Origin of the sequence: Salegentibacter sp. BDJ18 (genome assembly GCF_017579965.1) — a bacterium.
GTDB lineage: Bacteria > Bacteroidota > Bacteroidia > Flavobacteriales > Flavobacteriaceae > Salegentibacter.
Genome location: NZ_JAFLQX010000002.1, coordinates 384535 through 406054, shown reverse-complemented (window position 1 = coordinate 406054; position 21520 = coordinate 384535). Strand labels below are relative to the sequence as shown.

General features: G+C 37.0%; 22 protein-coding genes. 14 read left to right on the top strand and 8 right to left on the bottom strand.

Annotated features, from left to right (window positions below; translation table 11 throughout):
• Positions 1 to 4 precede the first annotated feature (4 nt).
• The gene (locus tag J0871_RS02455; protein ID WP_346014324.1) at positions 5 to 622 is read right to left on the bottom strand and encodes a DUF4271 domain-containing protein; all 618 of its coding nucleotides are present in this window, start codon (positions 620 to 622) and stop codon (positions 5 to 7) included.
• Between the two features lie 146 nt (positions 623 to 768).
• Here J0871_RS02455 and J0871_RS02450 point away from each other — a divergent pair, with 146 nt between their 5' ends.
• Genes J0871_RS02450 through J0871_RS02440 form a run of 3 tightly spaced genes read left to right on the top strand, consistent with a single transcriptional unit; the run spans position 769 to position 3372 of the window.
• The gene (locus tag J0871_RS02450; RefSeq protein WP_208223143.1) at positions 769 to 1503 is read left to right on the top strand and encodes a polyprenol monophosphomannose synthase; all 735 of its coding nucleotides are present in this window, start codon (positions 769 to 771) and stop codon (positions 1501 to 1503) included.
• Positions 1500 to 2843: a dihydroorotase gene (locus tag J0871_RS02445; RefSeq protein ID WP_208223141.1), complete on the top strand. Its 1344-nt coding sequence runs from the start codon at positions 1500 to 1502 to the stop codon at positions 2841 to 2843. Before J0871_RS02450 ends, J0871_RS02445 begins: the two co-directional genes overlap by 4 nt.
• A gap of 1 nt (position 2844) precedes the next feature.
• Positions 2845 to 3372, top strand: a complete 528-nt coding sequence (locus J0871_RS02440; RefSeq protein WP_208223139.1) for a DUF4296 domain-containing protein — start codon at positions 2845 to 2847, stop codon at positions 3370 to 3372.
• On the opposite strand, the gene J0871_RS02435 is transcribed toward J0871_RS02440, so the two are convergent.
• On the bottom strand, positions 3369 to 4382 hold the full coding sequence (locus J0871_RS02435) for an NAD-dependent epimerase/dehydratase family protein (RefSeq protein ID WP_208223137.1): 1014 nt from the start codon (positions 4380 to 4382) through the stop codon (positions 3369 to 3371). The genes J0871_RS02440 and J0871_RS02435 overlap by 4 nt on opposite strands.
• 175 nt (positions 4383 to 4557) lie before the next feature.
• On the opposite strand from J0871_RS02435, the gene tyrS reads away from it, so the two are divergent.
• Positions 4558 to 5853: a tyrosine--tRNA ligase gene (tyrS, locus tag J0871_RS02430; protein WP_208223135.1), complete on the top strand. Its 1296-nt coding sequence runs from the start codon at positions 4558 to 4560 to the stop codon at positions 5851 to 5853.
• Between the two features lie 239 nt (positions 5854 to 6092).
• Here tyrS and J0871_RS02425 read toward each other — a convergent pair whose 3' ends face one another.
• From J0871_RS02425 to J0871_RS02410, 4 genes are all read right to left on the bottom strand, one after another.
• A complete protein-coding gene (locus J0871_RS02425; RefSeq protein ID WP_208223133.1) occupies positions 6093 to 7070 on the bottom strand; it encodes an acyl transferase in 978 nt (325 codons plus the stop codon).
• Positions 7071 to 7130: 60 nt separating this feature from the next.
• Positions 7131 to 7475, bottom strand: coding sequence for a T9SS type A sorting domain-containing protein (locus J0871_RS02420; protein ID WP_208223131.1), 345 nt, complete (start codon positions 7473 to 7475; stop codon positions 7131 to 7133).
• A 157-nt stretch (positions 7476 to 7632) separates the two neighbouring features.
• Positions 7633 to 9597 carry a hypothetical protein gene (locus tag J0871_RS02415; RefSeq protein ID WP_346014323.1) on the bottom strand — a complete coding sequence of 655 codons (1965 nt, stop codon included), beginning with the start codon at positions 9595 to 9597 and terminating at the stop codon, positions 7633 to 7635.
• A 65-nt stretch (positions 9598 to 9662) separates the two neighbouring features.
• Positions 9663 to 12464: a TonB-dependent receptor gene (locus J0871_RS02410; RefSeq protein ID WP_208223127.1), complete on the bottom strand. Its 2802-nt coding sequence runs from the start codon at positions 12462 to 12464 to the stop codon at positions 9663 to 9665.
• A 176-nt stretch (positions 12465 to 12640) separates the two neighbouring features.
• On the opposite strand from J0871_RS02410, the gene J0871_RS02405 reads away from it, so the two are divergent.
• Both J0871_RS02405 and J0871_RS02400 read left to right on the top strand, forming a co-directional pair.
• A complete protein-coding gene (locus J0871_RS02405; protein ID WP_208223125.1) occupies positions 12641 to 13324 on the top strand; it encodes a response regulator transcription factor in 684 nt (227 codons plus the stop codon).
• Positions 13324 to 14394 carry an ATP-binding protein gene (locus tag J0871_RS02400; protein ID WP_208223123.1) on the top strand — a complete coding sequence of 357 codons (1071 nt, stop codon included), beginning with the start codon at positions 13324 to 13326 and terminating at the stop codon, positions 14392 to 14394. Before J0871_RS02405 ends, J0871_RS02400 begins: the two co-directional genes overlap by 1 nt.
• Here J0871_RS02400 and J0871_RS02395 read toward each other — a convergent pair.
• Positions 14341 to 15399 (bottom strand): glycosyltransferase, encoded by a 1059-nt coding sequence (locus J0871_RS02395; protein ID WP_208223121.1) that lies wholly within the window; start codon positions 15397 to 15399, stop codon positions 14341 to 14343. The two genes, J0871_RS02400 and J0871_RS02395, sit on opposite strands and share 54 nt — an antisense overlap.
• 68 nt (positions 15400 to 15467) lie before the next feature.
• Here J0871_RS02395 and trmB point away from each other — a divergent pair, with 68 nt between their 5' ends.
• The 7 genes from trmB to J0871_RS02360 all read left to right on the top strand — a co-directional run bounded on the left by trmB (position 15468) and on the right by J0871_RS02360 (position 20232).
• Positions 15468 to 16142, top strand: a complete 675-nt coding sequence (trmB, locus tag J0871_RS02390) for a tRNA (guanosine(46)-N7)-methyltransferase TrmB (protein ID WP_208223119.1) — start codon at positions 15468 to 15470, stop codon at positions 16140 to 16142.
• A gap of 6 nt (positions 16143 to 16148) precedes the next feature.
• Positions 16149 to 16772: a LysE family transporter gene (locus J0871_RS02385; protein ID WP_079735149.1), complete on the top strand. Its 624-nt coding sequence runs from the start codon at positions 16149 to 16151 to the stop codon at positions 16770 to 16772.
• A gap of 2 nt (positions 16773 to 16774) precedes the next feature.
• On the top strand, positions 16775 to 17104 hold the full coding sequence (locus tag J0871_RS02380; RefSeq protein ID WP_208223117.1) for an MGMT family protein: 330 nt from the start codon (positions 16775 to 16777) through the stop codon (positions 17102 to 17104).
• Between the two features lie 198 nt (positions 17105 to 17302).
• The gene (locus tag J0871_RS02375; protein ID WP_075325091.1) at positions 17303 to 18436 is read left to right on the top strand and encodes an Mrp/NBP35 family ATP-binding protein; all 1134 of its coding nucleotides are present in this window, start codon (positions 17303 to 17305) and stop codon (positions 18434 to 18436) included.
• Positions 18437 to 18679, top strand: coding sequence for a NifU family protein (locus tag J0871_RS02370; protein WP_075325090.1), 243 nt, complete (start codon positions 18437 to 18439; stop codon positions 18677 to 18679). It abuts the gene before it with no gap.
• A gap of 32 nt (positions 18680 to 18711) precedes the next feature.
• Complete coding sequence (locus tag J0871_RS02365) at positions 18712 to 19773, top strand: NAD(P)/FAD-dependent oxidoreductase (protein WP_208223115.1); 1062 nt, start codon at positions 18712 to 18714, stop codon at positions 19771 to 19773.
• 123 nt (positions 19774 to 19896) lie between these two features.
• Complete coding sequence (locus J0871_RS02360; RefSeq protein ID WP_075325088.1) at positions 19897 to 20232, top strand: 2Fe-2S iron-sulfur cluster-binding protein; 336 nt, start codon at positions 19897 to 19899, stop codon at positions 20230 to 20232.
• Between the two features lie 158 nt (positions 20233 to 20390).
• Here J0871_RS02360 and J0871_RS02355 read toward each other — a convergent pair whose 3' ends face one another.
• Positions 20391 to 21200 (bottom strand): DUF3050 domain-containing protein, encoded by an 810-nt coding sequence (locus tag J0871_RS02355; RefSeq protein ID WP_208223114.1) that lies wholly within the window; start codon positions 21198 to 21200, stop codon positions 20391 to 20393.
• A gap of 99 nt (positions 21201 to 21299) precedes the next feature.
• Between J0871_RS02355 and J0871_RS02350 the strand changes: the two genes are divergently transcribed.
• The gene (locus J0871_RS02350; protein WP_208223111.1) at positions 21300 to 21479 is read left to right on the top strand and encodes a hypothetical protein; all 180 of its coding nucleotides are present in this window, start codon (positions 21300 to 21302) and stop codon (positions 21477 to 21479) included.
• Positions 21480 to 21520: the final 41 nt, after the last annotated feature.

The window sequence follows — 21520 nt, the reverse complement described above, 5'->3', positions numbered from 1 at the left end:
TTGTTTAAATTGTAATTAGCTTGTACAAAATAATATAGGGGGCAATTTCGAGAGCGCAAAGGTACAAAATAAAATAAAACCAATTGCCAGTAATAAGATTTTGATTTTCCCGGTAGATTAATAACAGGCTAAAAATATTGCTTAGGACTAAAATACCCAATAAAGTATATAGGGCAAAAGCGGTAGGAGTAAAGGTATAGACGAATATTAAGCTAGGAATTAATAATATAAGTCCTATAAAATTGCGGTAACTTATTTTTTGATAGAGATAAGAATCTATTTGCGGGTCTAAATTAAAAACGTTGCCCACTATTTTTTCCAGCCCAAATTTTAATAGTACAAAACTACCATAAGCAGTAGCAATACGTATAAAAACAAAAGCCGGGTTTAAAGTGGTATCCTTCCAAAAGAAACTGAAAAACAGGTAAAAAAGCAGGGAAAAAGAGATGAGGTGAACAAAGAAAAGCAAAATGTTAAAAGGATGAAAAGCTTTGTTCTTCTTTCCTCTAAACATCATAAATTTGTTAGAGGAAAGCAGTGAAAGAAAATCCTCAAAACGTTGTGGATATGCTGTTCTTACAATAGCCAGTAATAGAAACGCACCCATTAGCGTGAGGGTGATCCAGTCTAGTGAAACAATATGTCTTTCTATGGCTTCCAGGATTAAAACTTTTTTTGCAAATGTATAATTATTTTGAGGTTAAAACTTGAAGGTGATGCCGGGAAACGAAGATTTAAAATGCATACATTTGTGCAAAAATTGGTAAGATGGTAAAGGGGATAGTCATTATACCCACCTTTAATGAAATTGAAAACATTGAGCGACTGGTTAGAAACGTGTTTTCTCAACCTACACAATTTCATATTTTGGTGGTAGATGATAATTCTCCCGATGGCACTGCAACCCTGGTAAGAACCCTGCAAGCCGAATTTCATGATAGTCTTTTTCTTGAAGAAAGAGTAGGGAAATTAGGTTTGGGAACGGCTTACATTCACGGTTTTAAATGGGCGCTGCAAAGGGATTACGAGTATGTTTTTGAGATGGATGCCGATTTTTCTCATAATCCTAACGATCTTATAAGATTATACAATACCTGCAAAAGGAATAATGCCGATGTTGCCATAGGTTCTCGATATAAAACCGGGGTTAATGTAATTAACTGGCCTATGAGCAGGGTTTTATTATCCTGGCTGGCATCTAAATATGTAAGATTTATTACCGGAATGGATATTCACGATACCACAGCCGGTTTTGTTTGTTATAAAAGAAAAGTGCTGGAGACGATAGATTTGGATAGCATACAATTTGTTGGCTATGCCTTCCAGATAGAAATGAAGTTTAAAGCATATTTGCTAAAATATAATTTAGAAGAAGTTCCTGTAATCTTTACAGATAGAACACGAGGAACTTCAAAAATGAGTGGCTCTATAATTTCTGAAGCCATTTTTGGGGTAATAATAATGAAGATTAAAAGTCTTTTTAAGCAGATTAAATTGAAATGAAGAAAGTCTTAATCAAGAACGCGAAGATTGTAAACGAGGGTAAAATTAAAGAAGCCGATGTTTTTATTGAAGGTGGAATAATTGTAGAAATTGCCGAAAGCATTAGCGCCAAATCCCCAGATGTACAAATCTTTGATGCCGAAGGAACCCATTTGTTGCCTGGTGTAATAGACGATCAGGTGCATTTTAGGGAGCCGGGGCTTACCCATAAAGATAACATAGAAATGGGATCTCGTGCGGCTGTGGCTGGTGGAATTACTTCATTTATAGAAATGCCCAATACGCTTCCGCAAACTACCACCATAGAAGAATTAGAAAAGAAGTTTGAATTGGCTGCAGCAAAATCTTATGCCAATTACTCTTTTATGTTTGGTGGTACTAACGATAACCTGGAAGAAATTCTAAAAGTAGATCCTAAAACCACAGCAGCTTTAAAACTGTTTTTAGGTTCTTCTACAGGAAATATGCTGGTAGACGACGAAAAAACTTTAGAGCAAATTTTCTCAAAATCTCCATTGTTAATCGCTGTGCATTGTGAAGACGAAGAAACTATTCAGAAAAACTTACAGGAATGTGTAGAGCGCTTTGGCGATGATATTCCAATTGAGTTGCATCCACAAATTAGGAGCGAAGAAGCTTGTTATAAGTCTTCATCCAGAGCGGTAGCTTTGGCCAAAAAAACCGGCGCGAGATTACACGTTTTTCACGTTTCTACAGCAAAAGAATTGAGTTTATTCAGCAATAAAAAGAAACTTAAAGACAAAAAAATTACGGCTGAGGTTTGTATACATCATCTTTGGTTCAATGATTCTGACTATAAGAAAAAAGGAACTTTGATTAAATGGAATCCTGCGGTTAAAACTAAAAAGGATCAGGAAGCTTTAATGAAAGCTTTAAACGATGATCTTTTGGATGTGGTAGCTACAGACCATGCTCCGCATACTAAAGAAGAAAAGAAAAATGTATATACCAAGGCACCAAGTGGTGGCCCGTTGGTACAACATTCGCTTGCTGCAATGTTGCAGTTCTACCATCAGGAGAAAATTTCTTTAGAAAAGATTGTAGAAAAAATGTGTCATAATCCGGCTATTTTGTTTGAGATAAAAGATCGCGGATTTATTAGAGAGGGTTACAAAGCCGATTTGGTGCTGGTAGATCTAAACGCGCCGTGGGCTGTACAGCCAGATAATATTCAGTATAAATGTGGCTGGTCTCCTTTTGAGGGGGTAACCTTTAAATCTAGGGTTACACACACTTTTGTGAACGGTAATTTGGTGTATAAGAATTTTAAACATCAGCCTTTTGCGAATGTGGCAGAGCGTTTGCAGTTTGACCGATAATATGTGCAAAAAAATCTTCTTCCTGTTTTTTATAGTTGCAGCATTTGCTGCCTGCCAGAATATTGATGAATCTGAAAGGCCAGAAAATCTTATTCCTGAAGATAAAATGATAGATATAATTGTCGAAGTTTCCATAATGCAATCGGCCAGGAATTTTAATAAGCGTATGTTCGAAAATACCGGGATTAGAGGCCAGGAATATATCTTCGAGAAATACGATATAGATAGCGTTCAGTTTAAGCGTAGCAACGATTATTATGCCGATAACTTTGAAATTTATCAGCGCATCTACGATAGTGTAAAGAATCGTTTTGAAAAATTAAAAATTGAGCTAGATACACTGCAAAAGCAAGAACAACGAATTAAAGATTCTATTGCAAAAGTAAGACGTGATTCACTGGGAGTAGAAAAAGATTCTTTAAACCCTGATAAGGAAATTGAAGAAATTCCTGATTCCTTAGCTAAAGAAAAAGATTCGCTTAGCAGTAGAGTTTTAGACAGTTTGCCTCAACCAAGATCTCGAGACTAAGATTTGTCCTGTTCGTAGAATTTAGCAGTTTCAGCAATTACATTTTTTATTGGGGTAAATTCAAAACCCAGGCTTTCTTTAATTTTTTTGTTTGAATATTTTGAATGTTGGAAAAGGGTTCTTACCGTGTTTTTGGTAATTTGTCTTTTTGCGCCAAAAAAGCCACCAATTTTCTGAAAAAACCAACCTATCCAAAGCATCCATTTTTTAAGCGCTTTTTTAGGTGCAGTTTTATTCAATTCAATTGCAGTTTGCTCAAAAACAGAATTAAAACTTATATTTTCAGAAACCAGGATATAAGCTTCATTTTTTATTTCAGCTTCCATTAGCTGTTGCATCACATTTACTACATCTTTTACCCCAACAAAACCGGCTATTTTAGGGAAGTGATAGTTCATTCCCTTATCAATTTTAGAAAAAATTTGACCCGTACCTTCTTTCCAAAAGCCTGGTCCTATAATAATTCCGGGTTTTACTATTACCGTTGGTACGCCTTCTTGCGAGCCTCTCCAGGTTTCAATTTCGGCACCGTATTTAGAAATTGCGTAATCGCTATGGTCTTCTTCGGGGTTCCACATAACACGCTCGGTAATCTCTTTCTCGTTTAAACTTCTACCCAGGGCCGCAACACTACTTACATAACAAAGTTTTTCAATTTTAAAGGCCACACACAGGTTTACAATATTGGCTGTGCCCTCAATATTTATTTTCCGCAGCTTTTTAGCGTCTGCGGGATCAAAGGAAACAAGCGCAGCACAGTGGTAAACGTATTTTATATTTTCAAAAGCTTTATTTAGTTGAGGTACGTTGGTGATATCTGCTTCAAACCATTCAATTTGTTGGAATAAGCTGTTGGCTTCTTCAGTAGAAGTATAATAGTTGAAAACGTGCTCAACCGCTGCGAGGTCGCTATTTTTTCGGTAAAGGGCCCTAACTTTTTTTCCGGCTTTTAATAAATTCAGCAATAAATGTGAACCTACAAGTCCGGTGCCGCCTGTAACTAAAATCATGTGGTAAATATACCAAAACCACTTAGGAAAAATAAGAGTTTATGGTATCTTTACTCGATAGTTGAGATTTAAATCTCCAAAATTTTCAAGAAAATCTAAATATTATTTCGTAAAACGGGTTCGGGGACTTGCTCCGAGCTTATTTACTATTATTTTGAGCAAAATTATTTGAATTATGAATAAGAACTTTGTAGAAGAACTTACCTGGAGAGGTATGGTGCATGATGTCATGCCTGGAACCGAAGACCATCTAAAAGAAGGAATGCGCGCTGCTTATGTTGGAATTGACCCAACGGCCGATTCCCTGCATATAGGCCATCTTGTGAGCGTGATGATGCTTAGGCATTTTCAGCTTTGCGGGCATAAACCTTTTGCTTTAGTGGGTGGTGCTACAGGAATGATTGGTGATCCATCAGGGAAATCTGCAGAACGAAATTTGCTTGACGAAAAAACCTTACGGCACAACCAGCAGGCTATAAAAAACCAGCTTTCTAAATTTCTTGAATTTGGAAAAGAAGAGGAAAATGCTGCCGAAATGGTAAATAATTACGACTGGATGAAAAATTTCAGTTTTCTGGAATTTATTCGCGATGTGGGGAAGCATATTACGGTAAACTATATGATGGCCAAAGATTCGGTTAAAAAGCGCTTATCTTCTGATGCTGCCGAGGGAATGTCTTTTACCGAATTTACTTACCAGTTGGTTCAGGGTTACGATTTTCTGCATTTATTCAGGGAAAAAGATTGTACGCTGCAAATGGGCGGTAGCGACCAGTGGGGAAATATCACGACCGGTACCGAGATGATTCGCCGTATTGGAAATGGAAAAGGCTACGCTTTAACCTGCCCACTAATTACAAAGGCCGATGGGACTAAATTTGGGAAAACCGAAGGCGGAAATGTTTGGTTAGATCCAAATCGTACTTCTCCTTATAAATTCTACCAATATTGGTTAAACACCAGTGATGTTGATGCTGAAAAATATATCAAGATCTTTACATTGTTAAGTAAGGCCGAAATAGATAAAATTGTTGACGAGCATAAAGAAGCGCCTCATAAGCGTGTGCTTCAAAAAACTTTAGCCGAAGAAATTACGGTAATGGTCCATTCTCGAGAAGACTTTGAGAACGCGGTAAAAGCTTCTGAAGTCCTCTTTGGAAAAAGTACCGCAGCCGATTTAAAATCTTTGAATGAAGCTACATTTTTAGATGTATTTGAAGGCGTACCACAAGCTGAAGTAGCTAAAACTGAAATAGAAGAAGGCCTGGACATGATCGCGGCTTTATCGGCAAAGACTAATTTTCTGCAATCCAATGGTGAAGCCAGAAGGGCGCTTAAAGAAAATTCAGTTTCTGTAAATAAGGAGAAAGTAAAGGAAGATTATACCATCACTCCTCAAGATCTTATTAATGATAAATATGTAATTATTAACAAAGGAAAGAAGAATACCTATATTATTAGGGCTATTTAAGCTGCTGGTTGGTTTAATAAAATACAAAGCCCCACAAACAGGACGTTTATGGGGCTTGCAACTAACTAACCAATCTAATATGAAAAAATTTCACTTAGCCTGTAAGACTTATTTTAATCATAATTCATCTTACATTTAATAAGACGAGAGAACTGCTTAAAATTTACATGCTTTAATAAACTTTAACTATAAAGTCCTGATATTTAATTTTTTATTGGCTAATGTTGATAGCAGAAAGCTTATAGAATTAGAAGGTTACATCCCCGAATATCACTATTATCAAATCTTCCAAGAATTTCAGTTTGATCTTTCTGGATTTTTCTGCCTAAATCCTGGGTAGCAATAAATGAACAAGAGTTAAAATTAGCCAGGTCAATTACGTTGATTCCGCCTGTTTTATGCGCTGGAAGGTAGCTTAGCGCATCTTCGGTATCACGAATAAAGATTTTCATCCAGGGTGGAGTATCAAAAATTCCGTCTCCTTTTGAATAAGCTTGCGAAAGTAACTCGGTCATTCCGTATTCACTATGAATCTTTTCTACTCCAAAACCTTGAGAAAGAATTTGGTGCAGTTCTTCCCTAATCATTTCTTTACGCCGTCCTTTCATCCCACCGGTTTCCATAATAGTAGTGTTCTTTAGGTTGAAATCGTAATTTTCAACTAAATTGAGTAGTGCAAAAGATACGCCCAGAAGAAGAATTTTTTTTCCGCTTTTGTCTAGTGCTGAAAGTTTCTTTTGAAGGTTCTCAAGTTCGTCCAGGTAAAATCCGCTTTCAGGATGTTTGCTGCGTTTTATAAGGCTATCGGCCATATAGATTAACGAAGAGCCCCGGCGTTCTAAATAAGAAGGTAAAAGCGCTAAAACTACCATTTCTTCGGGTTTCCCGTAGAAAAGTTCAAAAGCTTTTAAAAAACTTTTCTCGTAAACCTTTAAATTGGTTACGTAATGTTTACTGGTGGTTAAACCCGTAGTTCCGCTACTGATGAAAATTATTTCTTCTGAAGCTAAACCAGAAACTACCTTTTTCTTTTTGAAAAATTCTATGGGTAAAAAAGGGATCTGTTCAATGGTTTCAACATTTTTGGGATTCCGATTTAATAACTCGCAAAACACCCGGTAAACCTTATTATGCTGAAATTGATAAGAAAATACTTCAAGAGCAATTTCATTAAAATCTTTCTGATTAGAAATATTAAAAATTCTTTCAGATAACATTCTCGTGGTTAAATTTAGAGAGGCGAAGTTAAGAATTCTAGGAAATGCCTGAAGTTTGAATTATCGCACCACCAATTTTCTTGTGGCAGAGGCTTCTTCTTCCTTGATTTTTAGAATATAAATTCCTGCACTAAGTGAAGAAACGTCAAGTTCTTTTCCTCTTAATTTGATGCGTTGTACAGGTTTACCCAAAACATTGTAAATCTGGATTTCCTTTTCTTTATTTTGGGAAGTACTAATATAAACTTTCCCGTTAGTAACCGGGTTAGGGTATATAGATAAACCTTCTATAGGAATTTCGGTTTTATTCCCCGAGCTGGTAGTATCCTGCGCATACGCTGCATTTGGTGCAGAGAATGTGAGGAAAATAGCTAATATGAAACTATAGAAGTAGTATTGCTTCATTCTTTAATATCGAGGTTTATACAAAACTACAATAAAATTTCAAAAACGATGCCAGATTTATTGTGTATTTGATCTTAATATTATATTAAAAAAGGCTGTCTGTTAGGACAACCTTTTGTTTTGGCTAATAAATAATTTCTTCAATAATGAAAATGCACTATTCTACCCAACTAAACATCTCTAGATCTACGGTAGCTTCAGTTTCGTAGGTATCTTCCAGGGTAGCATTATTTCCTTCAATTTGGATTCCAGAAAGATCTGTTCTTCCCTCCTCGGCAATATCAATTGCAGTGTCATAACCTGTAAGAGAAAGACCTGTTATGGTAGCTCCAGATTGTGCTTTAAATTGCAATGCAATTCCTCCGGTTTCTGAAACTGCTGTGAAATTTTCAATGGTAGGATTTCCATTTACTCCGTCAGCTTCAATTGCAGTAGAAAAATTTTCAATAGTATGGTAAACGTAAGTATTGGTTACTGCGCCATTCCAGCCTTCTGTCCAATCTACGGCATCATCTTCATTATTTTCTAAATAAAGATTGGTAGCTGATACAGAACCTCCAAAAAATTCAACGCCATCATCAGAACCGTTTAAGATCGCAATATTTTGAATGTTTGTTTCAGATCCAACTGCATAAAGTGAAAGGCCGTTGTATTGTGATTCTGAATTAATTTGAGCTCCAGCATCAGATAGTATAAGGTATTCTATTGATCCCGAATTATCTTCAGGATTATTCCCTCCATAGATAATTCCACCTACTTCTGCAGTAGCATCAATTCCGGCAGTAGTTTCGGCATTACCTGCAATTACAAGTCCGCCCCAGCTTCCTGCAACACCAGAGGTAGAAGACATTACAACTGGGTTATCTTCAGTTCCTTCAATATCTATCATCGCTCCTTTTTGAACCACAATATAAATGCTAGTTCCCTCTGTGTTATTATCACTTCTTGCAGTAATTTTAGTTCCTGCAGGAATTGTTAAAGTAGCACCTTCCTCAACAGAAACCACACCGTTAATTATATATTCTGAATTTGCGTCTAAAGCAAGATCTGTATCAATAGTACCTGGAAGTACAGATACATTCCCACGATTATCAACCCAGTCAAACATAGAAGGATCTACGGTTTGAGCTTCAGAATAATCCATATCCAACTCTGCGGTAGCACCGTTTAATTGAATTCCAGAAAGATCTGTTCTGCTTTCTTCAGCGATATCCAAAGCGGTATCATATCCTGAAAGGGAAAGGCCATTAATAGTTGCGCCAGATTGCGCTTTAAATTGTAAAGCAACTCCACCGGTAGAAGAAACTGCGGTAAAGTTCTCGATAGTTGGATTTCCATCCACACCATCAGCTTCAATTGCAGTAGAGAAGTTTTCGATACTGTGCAGTACATAAGTATTGGTAACTGTACCGTTCCAACCTTCTGTCCAGTCTACAGCATCATCTTCGTTATTTTCTAAATAAAGATTTGTAGCTGAAACAGAACCTCCAAAGAATTCAACTCCGTCATCAGAACCGTTTAAGATCGCAATGTTTTCAATAGTTGTTTCAGAGCCAACTGCATAAAGGGAAAGCCCGTTGTATTGTGATTCTGAGTTGATTTGTGCACCTGCATCAGAAAGTACAAGATACTCTATAGAACCAGAATTATCTTCAGGATTGCTTCCACCGTAGATAATTCCACCTACTTCTGCAGTCGCATCAACACCAGCGGTAGTTTCAGCATCACCTGCAATTACAAGTCCCCCCCAGCTGCCTCGCTGGCTGTTAGAAGATCTCATAATTACCGGGGCAGAAGATGTTCCCTGGATATCTATCATTCCCCCTTTTTGAACTACGATGTAAACACCTGTAGCATCTTCATCGGTATCTGCAATAATCTCGGTTCCTGCAGGGATGGTTAAGGTAACTCCCGGTTCTACCGAATAAACACCTGTAAGATTGTAGGTTTCGCTTCCATCTAAGGTGCGATCTTCCTCAACACTACCGTTAAGAACGGTTCCTTCAGGGGTTGGGGTTGGATTGTCGTCGTCCAGCTTTTCAAATTCATCATCAGAGCTACAGCTCGTGATTGACACACCTAGTGCCAGGGCTAAAGTTGGTAAAAATCTGCTTTTAAACATTTTCATAATTTAGGTTTTAATAAAATTGAATGGTTAATATTTATGATTGAATGGTTATTAAGTGGTTAAAATGAATAGTTTACTCCAAGGCTCAAGACTGCGCCTCTAGTATAAGATCTTACCGTTTGAGTGGTTTCAATGCCGGTAGAACTTGGTCTAATATCCTGTACTCTTTCTATTTCAGGATTTAAAAGGTTTTGACCACGGAACTGGAAATCCCAATGATCGCCTAAATTTTTGCTTACTATAAGATCCAGGGTTACAAAACCCTTTTCTACAATTTCGTCGTTGTAAAAAACATCACCCTGGTTCTGGGCTTCTGGAGCGCCAAGCGCATATATTTTATCTGAAGCGTAATTTCCTACTAAAGAAGCTCTAAATGGATTTTCAGACTCTGTAGAAACATTTATCGAACCGTTAAAGATCCAATCTGAAGCTCCCTGTAAACCGATCTCGCTTTTATTGTTATATCTAAAAGTTCTAATGAAGGTTTCACCATCAAATACTTCTTTTAGATCCTGTTTGTGCCACATTCTTGAAGCGTTAAATGCTACTTCCAGGTTTAAACCTTCCGGAGTTTCATTGTCAATTACATCAAGTCTAGTTTCAAGTTCTAATCCGTAGATATTTGCTTCTTCCCCAGCATTGAAATAAGAGAAAACACCTGCCGCACCTCTATCCTGAACTTTATTTATAGGATCTTCAATATTCTTATAGAATCCGGTTAGGGAAATTAACTGACCCGAAGATGGAAATAGTTCATATTTTAAATCGAAATTCAGGTTGTTTGAAGCATCAAGATCTGGATTACCTCTGGTAACCTGTCCTGTTTGAGAAACATACTCAAAAGGAGCAATTTCTTTAAATTCAGGGAGTGTAATAGTTTTACTTGCCGAGAACCTAAAGTTTGAATTCTCGTTTGGAGAGAATTTTACATTTACACTCGGGTAAATATTGTTGTATGATTGATTGGAGAACTGTGGAAGGTTCGCAGGGTAGTTATTAACGTCAAAATCTACATTAAGTTCGTCTTCCTGGAAACGTGCTCCAAGGTTAACATTCCAATTATCTTTCCCATAATTAAAGTTTACAAAACCACCGTAAGATTGTAATTCTGCATTATAAAAATCGGGTGTAAGCTCGTTAATTTGCAAGTTTCCGCTTCTAAAATTATCTATGGTAAAAACGCTGGATAAATTGTCTAAAGAAGTTGGGTTATAAGTGTTCGTTGGGCGCTCTATAACTCCAAAGAAGCGAGAAACAAAATCTCTTTGTTTATTTCGGTAACTTCCGCCAAAGTCTACGAAGATGTTTTTGGTGTCCTCTTCATTTTCTTCGGAATTAGCGAAAATGATCTTGTCTTCAACATAAGCATTGATTTCGTTATCCTCAATTTTTTGAGAAGACTTTCTTTGCTGGTAGCCGCCCATTCTTCCTAATTGAATAAAATCTTCACCATCGTAGTTCACTTCATTTCTTATACGGTTAGGTTCATCGGCATTAACAAGGTTGTAACCCAAGCCCCAATTCAATTCATTTTTATCTGAAATATTGTGTGTACCGTGTAACTGGTTTATCCATAAACGAGTTTGTTTAATATTCTGGTCCCGTACAAACTGGTTAAGACCTTCGGCAGGTCCGGTTTCTTCAAAGACAACACCTTCACCATTTCTACCGCTTTCATAAACTTCATCAGTAAGTTTATTGATAAAAAGACTGGTTGCTTTTATTTCGTGATCATCGTTAAACTCGTAGAGCACGTCTAACATCCCGGTAGTATTATCGGTTTGAGTGAAATTCTCTACATCGGTAAAATAATCGTAGCGGTTGTTGTTTCGGTATTCGGTAAATTCACCCTCACGATACTCAAATTTGCGAGATTGTGAAGCCGTTAAAAGGACTTTTAGTTTTTCACCGAATTTTTTTCCAGCTGTTAAAGCATACCTTCTGTTAATAGGGGCATCAGCAGTTTGTGGATCCCAGCTTTGGTTATAAAGAGTATATTCAATAGGAATATTTTGCTGATGAAAACCGAAATAAGCATTGTCTTGATTAGGGCTTACTTTAAAATTTGAAAATTGTCCTACTGCATTGGTGTTTACGCCAACTCTTATTCCCAGGTCAAATTCTTCGCTGCCTACCAACTCTCTGGATTCAATATCGATATTTCCTGAAGCCTGGTCTGCAGAATAAGAAGGTGAATAAGTCTTGCTTATTCCCACACTCTTAATAACCCGAGTTGGGAAAAGACCTAAATCTATATTCTTGCGTTCTACATCGTCAGATGGAATTGGTAAACCGTTTAAGGTAGTATATAGGTAACGATCGCCTAATCCTCTCACAAAAATATCTCCGGAAGCTTCACTGCTGGTAACTCCGGAAATTTTAGTGGTAGCGGTACCGGCATCAGAAACGCCTATTTTTGCTAGTTCCTGGGCGCCAATACTTTCCTTTATTTGTATCGCACTTTTTTGTTCCAGAAGTAAAGCTACTTCAGAATCCTGTCTTGATACGGTAGAAATTACAACTTCGTCTAAAGCTGCAGCACTTGCTCCAAGGCCAGTGTTTACTTCGGTAACTTTTCCTGCGGCAACTTCAACATTTGGAATTTGCAAAGTTTCGTAACCTATAAAACTAAATTCTACCGTGTAGGTTCCGGGTTCAATATTTTTTAGGGAGTATAGCCCGTCAAAATCTGAAGTGGTTCCTTTATTTGTTTCTTTAATAATTACATTCGCAAAAGGCAGAGGTTGTCCCTCCACTTCATTGTCAGATAATTTTCCGGCAATACTACCGGTTGTATCATTTTGCGCTTGCATGGCTATACTTGAAATAAGTAAGCTCAGGATAGATAAATACTTCTTCATTACTGTGTTTAGTTCTCTGGCGCAAATTAACGGCAGCATTGTAAAGCCTCTGTTAAGCTGAAATTATGTGTTTATGATTATAATGTTAGCTTAAGGTTACCAAAGGGGTAGAGCTTACGTAAGTTCAAATTTATGGTTACTTTTACCTCACATTATACCAAATCAACTAAACCAAAATGAAAAAGAAAGACATTAAAATCTTACTGGTAGACGATGAACCAGATATCCTGGAAATCGTAGGGTATAACCTTTCTGCTGAAGGATATCAGGTAATCACCACAGATAATGGTGCCGATGCTGTAAAGCTTGCAAAAAAGAAGAAACCCCAGCTTATTATCTTAGATGTAATGATGCCCGAAATGGATGGGATTGAAGCTTGTGCACAAATTAGAAAGCTGCCGGAACTGGAAGAAACTATTATAGCTTTCCTTACCGCGCGTGGTGAAGATTATTCTCAAATGGCCGGTTTTGATGCGGGTGCAGATGATTATATTACCAAACCTATTAAACCGAAAGTTTTGGTAAGTAAAGTAAAAGCTTTATTAAGAAGATTTAAAGATGATACGGCAACTTCTAATGTGGTGAAAATTAAAGACCTTATTATTAATCGCGATGAGTATAAGGTGATTAAAAACGGAGAGGAAATAATTTTACCCAGAAAGGAATTTGAATTACTCTCATTACTGGCTTCAAAACCTGGAAAAGTTTTTAAAAGAGAAGATATTCTAGATAATGTTTGGGGCGCAGAGGTTGTAGTTGGTGGGCGTACCATAGATGTACATATTAGAAAACTGCGGGAAAAAATTGGAGACGAATGTTTTAAAACTGTAAAAGGTGTAGGCTACAAGTTTGTTGTTTAATGGCAAAAAAATTTAAACGTTCATATAAGTTTGCAATAAAGACTGCGCTCTATATCACCGTCTTCTTAAGCGTGGTATTGGCAGGTTTTGCTCATTTTACTTCCGGTCTTATATTGAAACCATTTTTCGCTTTTGTCCTTATTACCTATTTCGCTTCCTTTTTTATTATTCAATACAGGGTAGAGCACTTTATTTACAAGCGAATTAAGAAGATCTATGATAATGTTTCGCTTTTAGATTCTACTACTTTAAATCCCAGCCAGGTTACTACAGATATGGCTACCCTTACCCGTGAAGTTGAAAAATTCACCAAAGACAAAAAGCTGGAGATAGATACCCTTAAAGTGCGTGAAGCCTATAGAAAAGAATTTATGGGGAATGTTTCGCACGAGCTTAAAACACCACTTTTTACCGTTCAGGGATATATTCTTACGCTACTTGATGGCGCAATGAAAGATAAAGCGGTGCGAAAAAAATACCTGCAGCGCGCCAGTAAAGGTGTAGAACGCCTTATTTATATAGTGCGGGATTTAGATATGATCACCAAACTGGAGGCCGGGGATCTACATTTAGAAGAGGAAGATTTTAATATTGTAGAACTTGTGCAGGGCTCGTTTGATCTTTTAGAAATGAAGGCTGCCAAAAAGAACATCACCCTAACTTTTGATATTGATTACGACGAACCTATTTGGGTAAATGCCGATAGGGATAGAATTCAGCAGGTATTAACCAATTTAATCGTGAATTCTATTAAATACGGAAAGGAAGATGGTACTACTGAAGTTAGCATAGAAAATCTAATTAAAAACAAGGTGATTGTTCGTGTAACCGATAATGGTGAAGGAATAGAAAAAGAAAATCTACCGCGTGTTTTTGAACGTTTTTATCGTGTAGATAAAAGCGGCTCCAGGAAGGAAGGCGGCTCTGGCTTAGGACTTTCTATAGTAAAGCATATTATTGAAGCGCACGATGAAAAAATATATGTAGAAAGTGTATTTGGAGTAGGTAGTGAATTTTCATTTACCCTGGAAAAGAGCAAAAATATCCCCGAAATTACCACTGAACTTTAGGTTGCTAAAGCCTGAAAAATCTCTTAAATCCTCAAGTTTTGAAATGTCAAAATCCTCCTGTTTGCAAAAAGGAGCTATTCCTAACTTCATAAAACGTTCAGCTAAATATTCCTGTTCGTACTGGCCGGGAGTGGGAATAAAAAATGCTTTTTTTTCCAGTTTAGCTAAATCCATTATACTGGTATAACCAGACCTGCATATAATAATTTCACTACTTAGAATTACTTCTTCCAGTTCTTTAGAAGTTAGATAGTTTATAATTTCCAGACTTTTGTTTAAAGAAGTAATACTTTCCCCGCCTATTATTCCTCTTACAAAAACAATTTTTTCGTCTGAATTTTGAAAGGTCACAAGTAATTTTTCTTCCAACATTGTTCGCTGAGGTTCTGGACCAGATAAAACTACAGCGAAGTCATATTTTTTTTGTCCTGGTAATTTATTAAACCGGCTCAGTGGACCAATGTATTTTACATTTTCGGGCATTTCTTTTAAATGGCCCATTATTCCGCTTAAATTATTATTGCCGGGGGTATCGGGAATCCAGCATTCATCAAATTTCGAAATATATTTTTGATGTATTTTACTGCTTAAATAAGTAGTATTTCCGCTTAGCACATTTAACTGGTGTGTGATAAAAACAGAAGTGATTTTTTTATGCCGGCATCCAAATCGGTTATCAGAGATTATTCCGTTTAAATTATATTCATCAATAAATTTTTTAATCGCTTTTTTTTCAAGTCTTATCGCATTTAGAATACCTGGAGTTTCAGTAAATAATTTCCATTTAAAAGAACTCGCAGATTTGCTATAGGAAATATTATAGGAGGGAAGTTCCAGGCATTTAATATCTGGGAATTCTTTATGTAATAACTGTAACGCCCCTCCATCTGAGGCGATAAAAACTTCAAAATTATGATTCAGTAATTCATTGATAATTGGAATAGAACGTGTAGCATGGCCAAGCCCCCAGTTTAAAACAGCCACTAAAATTCTTTTCTTCTGCATATATCAAATATAATATTAAGTGCCTGTGCGCTATTTTCTTTAATTTTACCAAAATATTAAATTAAGGCGTGGGAAGTAAGAATAAATTAAGACGATTCAGGGAGAACGAAACATTTGAAAATGTGATACAACCCTCCCGGGAAGAGCTGGAGAAAGATCAATTCAGTTTAAAAGGAAATTGGAATAAAGATTTTTTTAAAAATGATAACCCTATAGTACTGGAATTAGGCTGCGGAAAAGGAGAATATACCATTGGCCTTTCTAAGCAGGATGCTACAAAGAATTTTATAGGAATAGATATAAAAGGCGCCAGGTTTTGGAGAGGAGCAAAAACTGCTATAGAAGAAAATCTGGAAAACGTAGCTTTTTTAAGAACTCAAATTGAATTGATAGATCGCGTTTTCGCCGAAAATGAAGTAGATGAGATTTGGATCACTTTTCCCGATCCTCAAATTAAATATAAGCGTACCAAGCACCGCTTAACCAATGCTGAATTCCTTCAGAAGTATAAGCATATTTTAAAACCTGAAGGCCTGGTGAATCTTAAAACCGACAGCGAATTTATGCACGGTTACACGCTTGGTTTGCTTCACGGCGAAGGTCACGAAATTCTTTATGCGCATCACGATATTTATAAAAATGAATATTCGCCCAAAGCAGTTAGGGAAATTCAAACTTTCTACGAAAAACAGTATCTTGACCAGGGAAAACCTATAACTTACATTCAGTTTAGGATAAAATAAGTCTCTTTGGAGGAAACAAAACTTTTTCTAATTACTTATTTCGCGGCCTTGCTTGGGGTGATTCCTCCCGGTTTGGTGAATATGACCGTGGCTAAAACCTGTGTTGAAAAAGGAAAGAAAAATGGGCTTTATGTTGCGTTGGGTGCCACAATTGTGGTGATTATTCAGGCAACGGTGGCCGTGCTACTCGCTAAATATATATTCGGAAATGAATTTGTTCAGAATATTTTATTACGTGCCGGCCTGGTAATATTTATTCTGCTTGCTGTTTACTTTTTTATTCAGGCAAAGAAACGTGGCGGCATAGAACATAAATCCCGCAAAGCAAATTCCAACAGTATTTTTAAAGGAATGCTTGTGGCGGCCCTAAATATTTTTCCCGTTCCTTATTTTGTAGCTATTGCAGGAGCCCTGCATATTGGCGTTGGTGCCACTTACGATTGGTCCCGAATTATAGCCTTTATTCTGGCTGCATCTATGGGAAGTTTTACTACACTATATGTTTACGTACTCTCCTTTATTAGAATTGAAAAACAAGCTGAAGCATTTTCAAAATACTCCAATTATTTTATGACCGCCCTAATGCTTATTTTGGTAATTGTAACACTTTTAAGAATTTATTACTCTTAGGTTTGGAAGAAAAGAACTTTTTTGAAAGGGTTTATAAAGTAGTGAGACAAATTCCAAAAGGGAAAGTGACTTCTTACGGGGCTATCGCAAAAAGCGTAGGTGCCGCAAAAAGTGCAAGAATGGTTGGTTATGCAATGAATTCGGCTAAAGATCTTGACGATGTGCCTGCGCACCGGGTGGTTAATAGAAACGGACTCCTTACCGGCAAAAGTCATTTTGGAGATCATAGCGCGATGCAGCAAATGCTAACTTCTGAAGGGGTTACGGTAAAAGACAATAAAGTTCAGGATTTTAAAAAGCACTTTTGGGATCCGCAGGAAGATTTGAGATAATTTTTTCTTCTGAAGTTTTACTATAATGGGGCTTTATTATTCCATAGATCAATTATGGGTAAATACTTCGTTTTCTTAGCTTTTCCCCCTATATTTGCGTTTAGAATGAATCTATATAAGCTGATGAGATTTTAGGTAAAACTCGCTATTTCAGCTTAAAATTGTCCTGATTTTTTTGGGATTATAAATATCTTTTAAATGAAGTTAGACAGAAAAGAAATATTAAAATCGCTGGAAACTATTTCTGTAGCCGGAGAAGGCAAAAATATGGTAGAAAGCGGGGCTGTTCAAAATGTAATGACTTTTGGTGATGAGGTGGTTGTAGACCTGGTTTTACAAACCCCTGCCTTGCATATTAAAAAGCGGGCAGAAGTAGATGTGATGAAAGCAATTCACGAACATGTAGAACAAAAAGCCAAAGTTAAAGTAAATATTAAAATAGAGTCTACCTCTAAAAAACCAGAAATAAAAGGGAAAGCAATTCCCGGGATTTCCAATATTATAGCCGTGGCTTCCGGAAAAGGAGGCGTAGGTAAATCTACAGTAACCGCTAACCTTGCGGTAACTTTATCAAAGATGGGCTTTAAAGTTGGGATTTTAGATGCCGATATTTATGGGCCGTCTATCCCTATGATGTTTGATGTTGAAGCTTCAAGACCACTTTCAGTAAATGTAGATGGGAAATCTAAAATGAAACCTGTAGAAAACTACGGGGTAAAAATTCTTTCTATCGGGTTCTTTACCCAACCAAATCAGGCAGTTATTTGGCGTGGACCAATGGCTTCTAAAGCTTTAAATCAAATGATTTTTGATGCGGCCTGGGGCGAGTTAGATTTTCTTTTAGTAGATCTACCACCGGGAACGGGAGATATTCATCTTTCAATTATGCAGTCTCTTCCTGTAACAGGATCTGTGATTGTAAGTACTCCACAAAACGTGGCTTTAGCCGATGCTAAAAAAGGAGTTGCCATGTTCCGCCAGGAAAGTATAAATGTGCCGGTACTGGGAATAATAGAGAATATGGCGTATTTTACTCCAGAAGAACTTCCTGAAAATAAATATTATATCTTCGGAAGAGAAGGTGCTAAAAATCTCGCAAAAGATATTGAGGCCCCATTTTTAGGCGAAATTCCGCTGGTACAAAGCTTAAGAGAATCTGGTGATATTGGCCGTCCTGCTGCTATGCAGGAGTCAACACCCCTGGAAGAAGCTTTTGAAGAAATTACCCGCGGGATGGTTCAGGAAACAGTGAATAGAAACCAAAGTCTGCCTCCAACTGAAGCGATTAAGATCACCACAATGGCAGGATGCAGTGCAGTTAATAAAAAATAGATGACGAGCGAAGAAGTTAAATTAAATGTAGAAAAGGCCCTGGCTGAAATCAGACCTTTTTTGGAGAGTGACGGGGGCAATATTTCCCTAATCGCTATTGAGAACGATCGCCTGGTTAAGGTTCGTCTGGAAGGCGCATGTGTAGATTGCACAGTAAACCAGATGACGCTAAAATCTGGGGTAGAAATGACTATTAAAAAATATGTTCCACAAATAGAAAGTGTGATCAATATTCAAAGGTAAGCACCTGGCTTACTACCAAATTTACCAGTAGAATGATTAAAACCGATATACTTATAATTGGCGCAGGGCCAACGGGCCTTTTTGCGGTTTTTGAAGCAGGATTATTAAAACTAAAATGTCATTTAATAGATGCACTGCCGCAACCTGGCGGGCAATGTTCCGAAATTTATCCTAAAAAACCTATCTATGATATCCCGGGCTTTCCCGAAGTATTAGCAGGAGACCTGGTAACTAATCTAATGGAGCAAATAAAGCCTTTTGAGCCGGGATTTACTCTGGGAGAAAGAGCCCAAACCATAGATAAACAAGAAGATGGTAGCTTTATAGTTACCACTAATAAAGGAACAAAACACCACGCCCCGGTGGTAGTAATTGCCGGTGGTCTTGGAAGTTTTGAACCAAGAAAACCACCTATTGCCAATATCACCGATTTTGAAGACAAAGGCGTAGCTTATATTATTCGGGAGCCAGAAGATTATCGCGATAAAAAAGTAGTAATTGCCGGTGGGGGTGATTCAGCATTAGATTGGGCTATTTATTTAGCCGATGTAGCTTCCGAAGTTTCGCTGGTACACCGAAGAAATGATTTTCGTGGAGCTTTAGATTCAGTAGAAAAAGTAGAAGAGCTTTCAAAAATTGGAAAGATCAATCTTATTACCAATGCTGAGGTTACCGATCTTAAAGGAGAGGAAGAACTGGATAGTGTAGTGATAACTCACAAGGATTCCGCAAGAGAAAAAGAAATTAAAGAAACCGATTATTTTATTCCTTTATTCGGGCTTTCGCCTAAATTAGGACCTATTGCAGATTGGGGTCTGGAAATTGAAAAAAATGCGATTAAGGTTGATAATGCTTACGATTATCAAACCAATATTCCCGGAGTTTACGCCATTGGAGATGTGAATACATATCCGGGCAAATTAAAGCTGATTCTTTGTGGTTTTCACGAAGCAGCAATTATGTGCCAGAGCGCTTACCAACGCATTTTCCCAGGTAAGAAATATGTGATGAAATATACTACCGTAAGTGGCGTAAGCGGATTTGACGGCACTAAGAAAGAAGCAAAAAAAGAAGTTGTAAAAAGTATAAATTAAAACAGAAAAATTCAGTGGTAGTGTCGTCAACCTGATTCAGGTTCTAAGAGCTTAGATTCTGAAACAATCCCGACACTTCGGGACAGAATGACCTCCATCTTGAATATTCTTTTATTAGAAGATATGTCTGATATTAAAATAACCATTATAGACAGGGAAGGTGAAGCCCACGTGGTAGACGCTCCAACAGATATGAATATGAACCTTATGGAAGTGGTTCGCTCTTACGAACTTGCTGCCGAAGGAACCATTGGTATTTGTGGCGGTATGGCAATGTGTGCTTCCTGCCAGTGTTATATTCTCAATTTTGAGCATATGCTGCCCGAACAAAGCATTGAAGAGGAAGACATGCTGGATCAGGCATTTTTTGTGGAAGATAATAGTCGTTTAAGCTGCCAAATTCCCATTACTGAAGAATTAGATGGTTTGGAAGTAAAGCTTGCTCCTGAAGCACCTTAATTCTTCTATCGAGTAGATAGTGATCGTCATCCTGAATTCATTCTAGGAAAGATCTGAAATTTTTTGAGCTTCTAGCTCAGGATTGGGGATTAGAAATATTAAATAAACCTCAAAGGTTTTGAAAACCTTTGAGGTTTATTTTTATAGAAAAAATCTCTTTAAATCGTTTGCAGGTTTTTAGAATCTATATTTTCTGAAATCTCTTCTTCAATGCCTTTCCAAAGCTCTAAGCGGGCATCAAGTGCTTCTTCTGCGGTAATTTTTACTTCTTCCCATTTCTCCTCATCATTTCCACAGAGTTCTTCTACCATTTTAAAGGCCATAGGCCCGTGCTCATCACCATCTAGTTCTATATGACGATCAAAATAGTATTTAAATAGACTTAAATCTTCTTTCGGGAAATTCTGTTGCACATTTTCTATAATAGAAGTGAACATCCCGGGAATAAGTCCTTCGCGTCCAAAGGTAAAGACTGAGGCAATTTTATGAGGTTTTTCTTCTGAAATTACTTCAAAGGTATTCTTTAGAAATATCTTAATATTAAGCGGGAGTTTTGTGGCTGCAATCAATAAAAAAATATCGGTGCCGTGGGTCACCTGGAGCAAAAAATCTTTTATCCTGCCGGTATCTGCGCCACTTTTTTCCATTGCATCCAGATACATTTCAAAATGGCTTTGATGTTTTCCGAAGTAATTCACATCGGTTTCTTCAGCAAGTACTATTTCATTGATTAAATAACGAGTTTCAGGATTGCCTACAGGCACCCAGGGATTGGTGGTTTTGGTAAGTTTTTCCTGTAAGGCGGTAAGTAAAGACATAAAATCCCACACAGCAAAAACGTGATGCTCCATAAAGATTTGAAGATGCTCTGGAGTCGTTATTTTTTGATATAAGGAATGATCTAAAAGTTGATTTATTTTAGGCTCTAGCGCTTTATTTACCTCTTTTATCCTATTTTTTTCTCCCATTTTGCAAAAATAAGATTCTCTTTAGTATTTATAAAATTTAAACATTCATTTAAAACTGAATTAACGCTCAATTTCAGCTTTTTAAAGTATATTCAAAATATGACGAAACAGATTTCAAATTCATATAATGTCATTGTTTTTTATTCAAATAAATCAAAAGATTATTTGCAAATAGACGGTGTGGTGGCTAAAAATCCCAAACCGCTTAAAAAAGAATGCTGTGAAAAATATAAAAAGGGCAAACGTTGTAAACGCTGCCCTTGTTTTGATTTGCTGTAATGATTTAGATTAATTCGCGTCATCCTGAACTTGTTTCAGGA

What these genes read in the sequence shown, in the direction of transcription:
- J0871_RS02450 (WP_208223143.1), top strand. Translation starts at nt 769, where the DNA reads ATGGTAAAGGGGATAGTCATTATACCCACCTTTAATGAAATTGAAAAC.
- J0871_RS02445 (WP_208223141.1), top strand. Translation starts at nt 1,500, where the DNA reads ATGAAGAAAGTCTTAATCAAGAACGCGAAGATTGTAAACGAGGGTAAA.
- J0871_RS02440 (WP_208223139.1), top strand. Translation starts at nt 2,845, where the DNA reads ATGTGCAAAAAAATCTTCTTCCTGTTTTTTATAGTTGCAGCATTTGCT.
- J0871_RS02435 (WP_208223137.1), bottom strand. Translation starts at nt 4,382, where the DNA reads ATGATTTTAGTTACAGGCGGCACCGGACTTGTAGGTTCACATTTATTG.
- tyrS (WP_208223135.1), top strand. Translation starts at nt 4,558, where the DNA reads ATGAATAAGAACTTTGTAGAAGAACTTACCTGGAGAGGTATGGTGCAT.
- J0871_RS02425 (WP_208223133.1), bottom strand. Translation starts at nt 7,070, where the DNA reads ATGTTATCTGAAAGAATTTTTAATATTTCTAATCAGAAAGATTTTAAT.
- J0871_RS02420 (WP_208223131.1), bottom strand. Translation starts at nt 7,475, where the DNA reads ATGAAGCAATACTACTTCTATAGTTTCATATTAGCTATTTTCCTCACA.
- J0871_RS02415 (WP_346014323.1), bottom strand. Translation starts at nt 9,597, where the DNA reads ATGTTTAAAAGCAGATTTTTACCAACTTTAGCCCTGGCACTAGGTGTG.
- J0871_RS02410 (WP_208223127.1), bottom strand. Translation starts at nt 12,464, where the DNA reads ATGAAGAAGTATTTATCTATCCTGAGCTTACTTATTTCAAGTATAGCC.
- J0871_RS02405 (WP_208223125.1), top strand. Translation starts at nt 12,641, where the DNA reads ATGAAAAAGAAAGACATTAAAATCTTACTGGTAGACGATGAACCAGAT.
- J0871_RS02400 (WP_208223123.1), top strand. Translation starts at nt 13,324, where the DNA reads ATGGCAAAAAAATTTAAACGTTCATATAAGTTTGCAATAAAGACTGCG.
- J0871_RS02395 (WP_208223121.1), bottom strand. Translation starts at nt 15,399, where the DNA reads ATGCAGAAGAAAAGAATTTTAGTGGCTGTTTTAAACTGGGGGCTTGGC.
- J0871_RS02375 (WP_075325091.1), top strand. Translation starts at nt 17,303, where the DNA reads ATGAAGTTAGACAGAAAAGAAATATTAAAATCGCTGGAAACTATTTCT.
- J0871_RS02370 (WP_075325090.1), top strand. Translation starts at nt 18,437, where the DNA reads ATGACGAGCGAAGAAGTTAAATTAAATGTAGAAAAGGCCCTGGCTGAA.
- J0871_RS02365 (WP_208223115.1), top strand. Translation starts at nt 18,712, where the DNA reads ATGATTAAAACCGATATACTTATAATTGGCGCAGGGCCAACGGGCCTT.
- J0871_RS02360 (WP_075325088.1), top strand. Translation starts at nt 19,897, where the DNA reads ATGTCTGATATTAAAATAACCATTATAGACAGGGAAGGTGAAGCCCAC.
- J0871_RS02355 (WP_208223114.1), bottom strand. Translation starts at nt 21,200, where the DNA reads ATGGGAGAAAAAAATAGGATAAAAGAGGTAAATAAAGCGCTAGAGCCT.
- J0871_RS02350 (WP_208223111.1), top strand. Translation starts at nt 21,300, where the DNA reads ATGACGAAACAGATTTCAAATTCATATAATGTCATTGTTTTTTATTCA.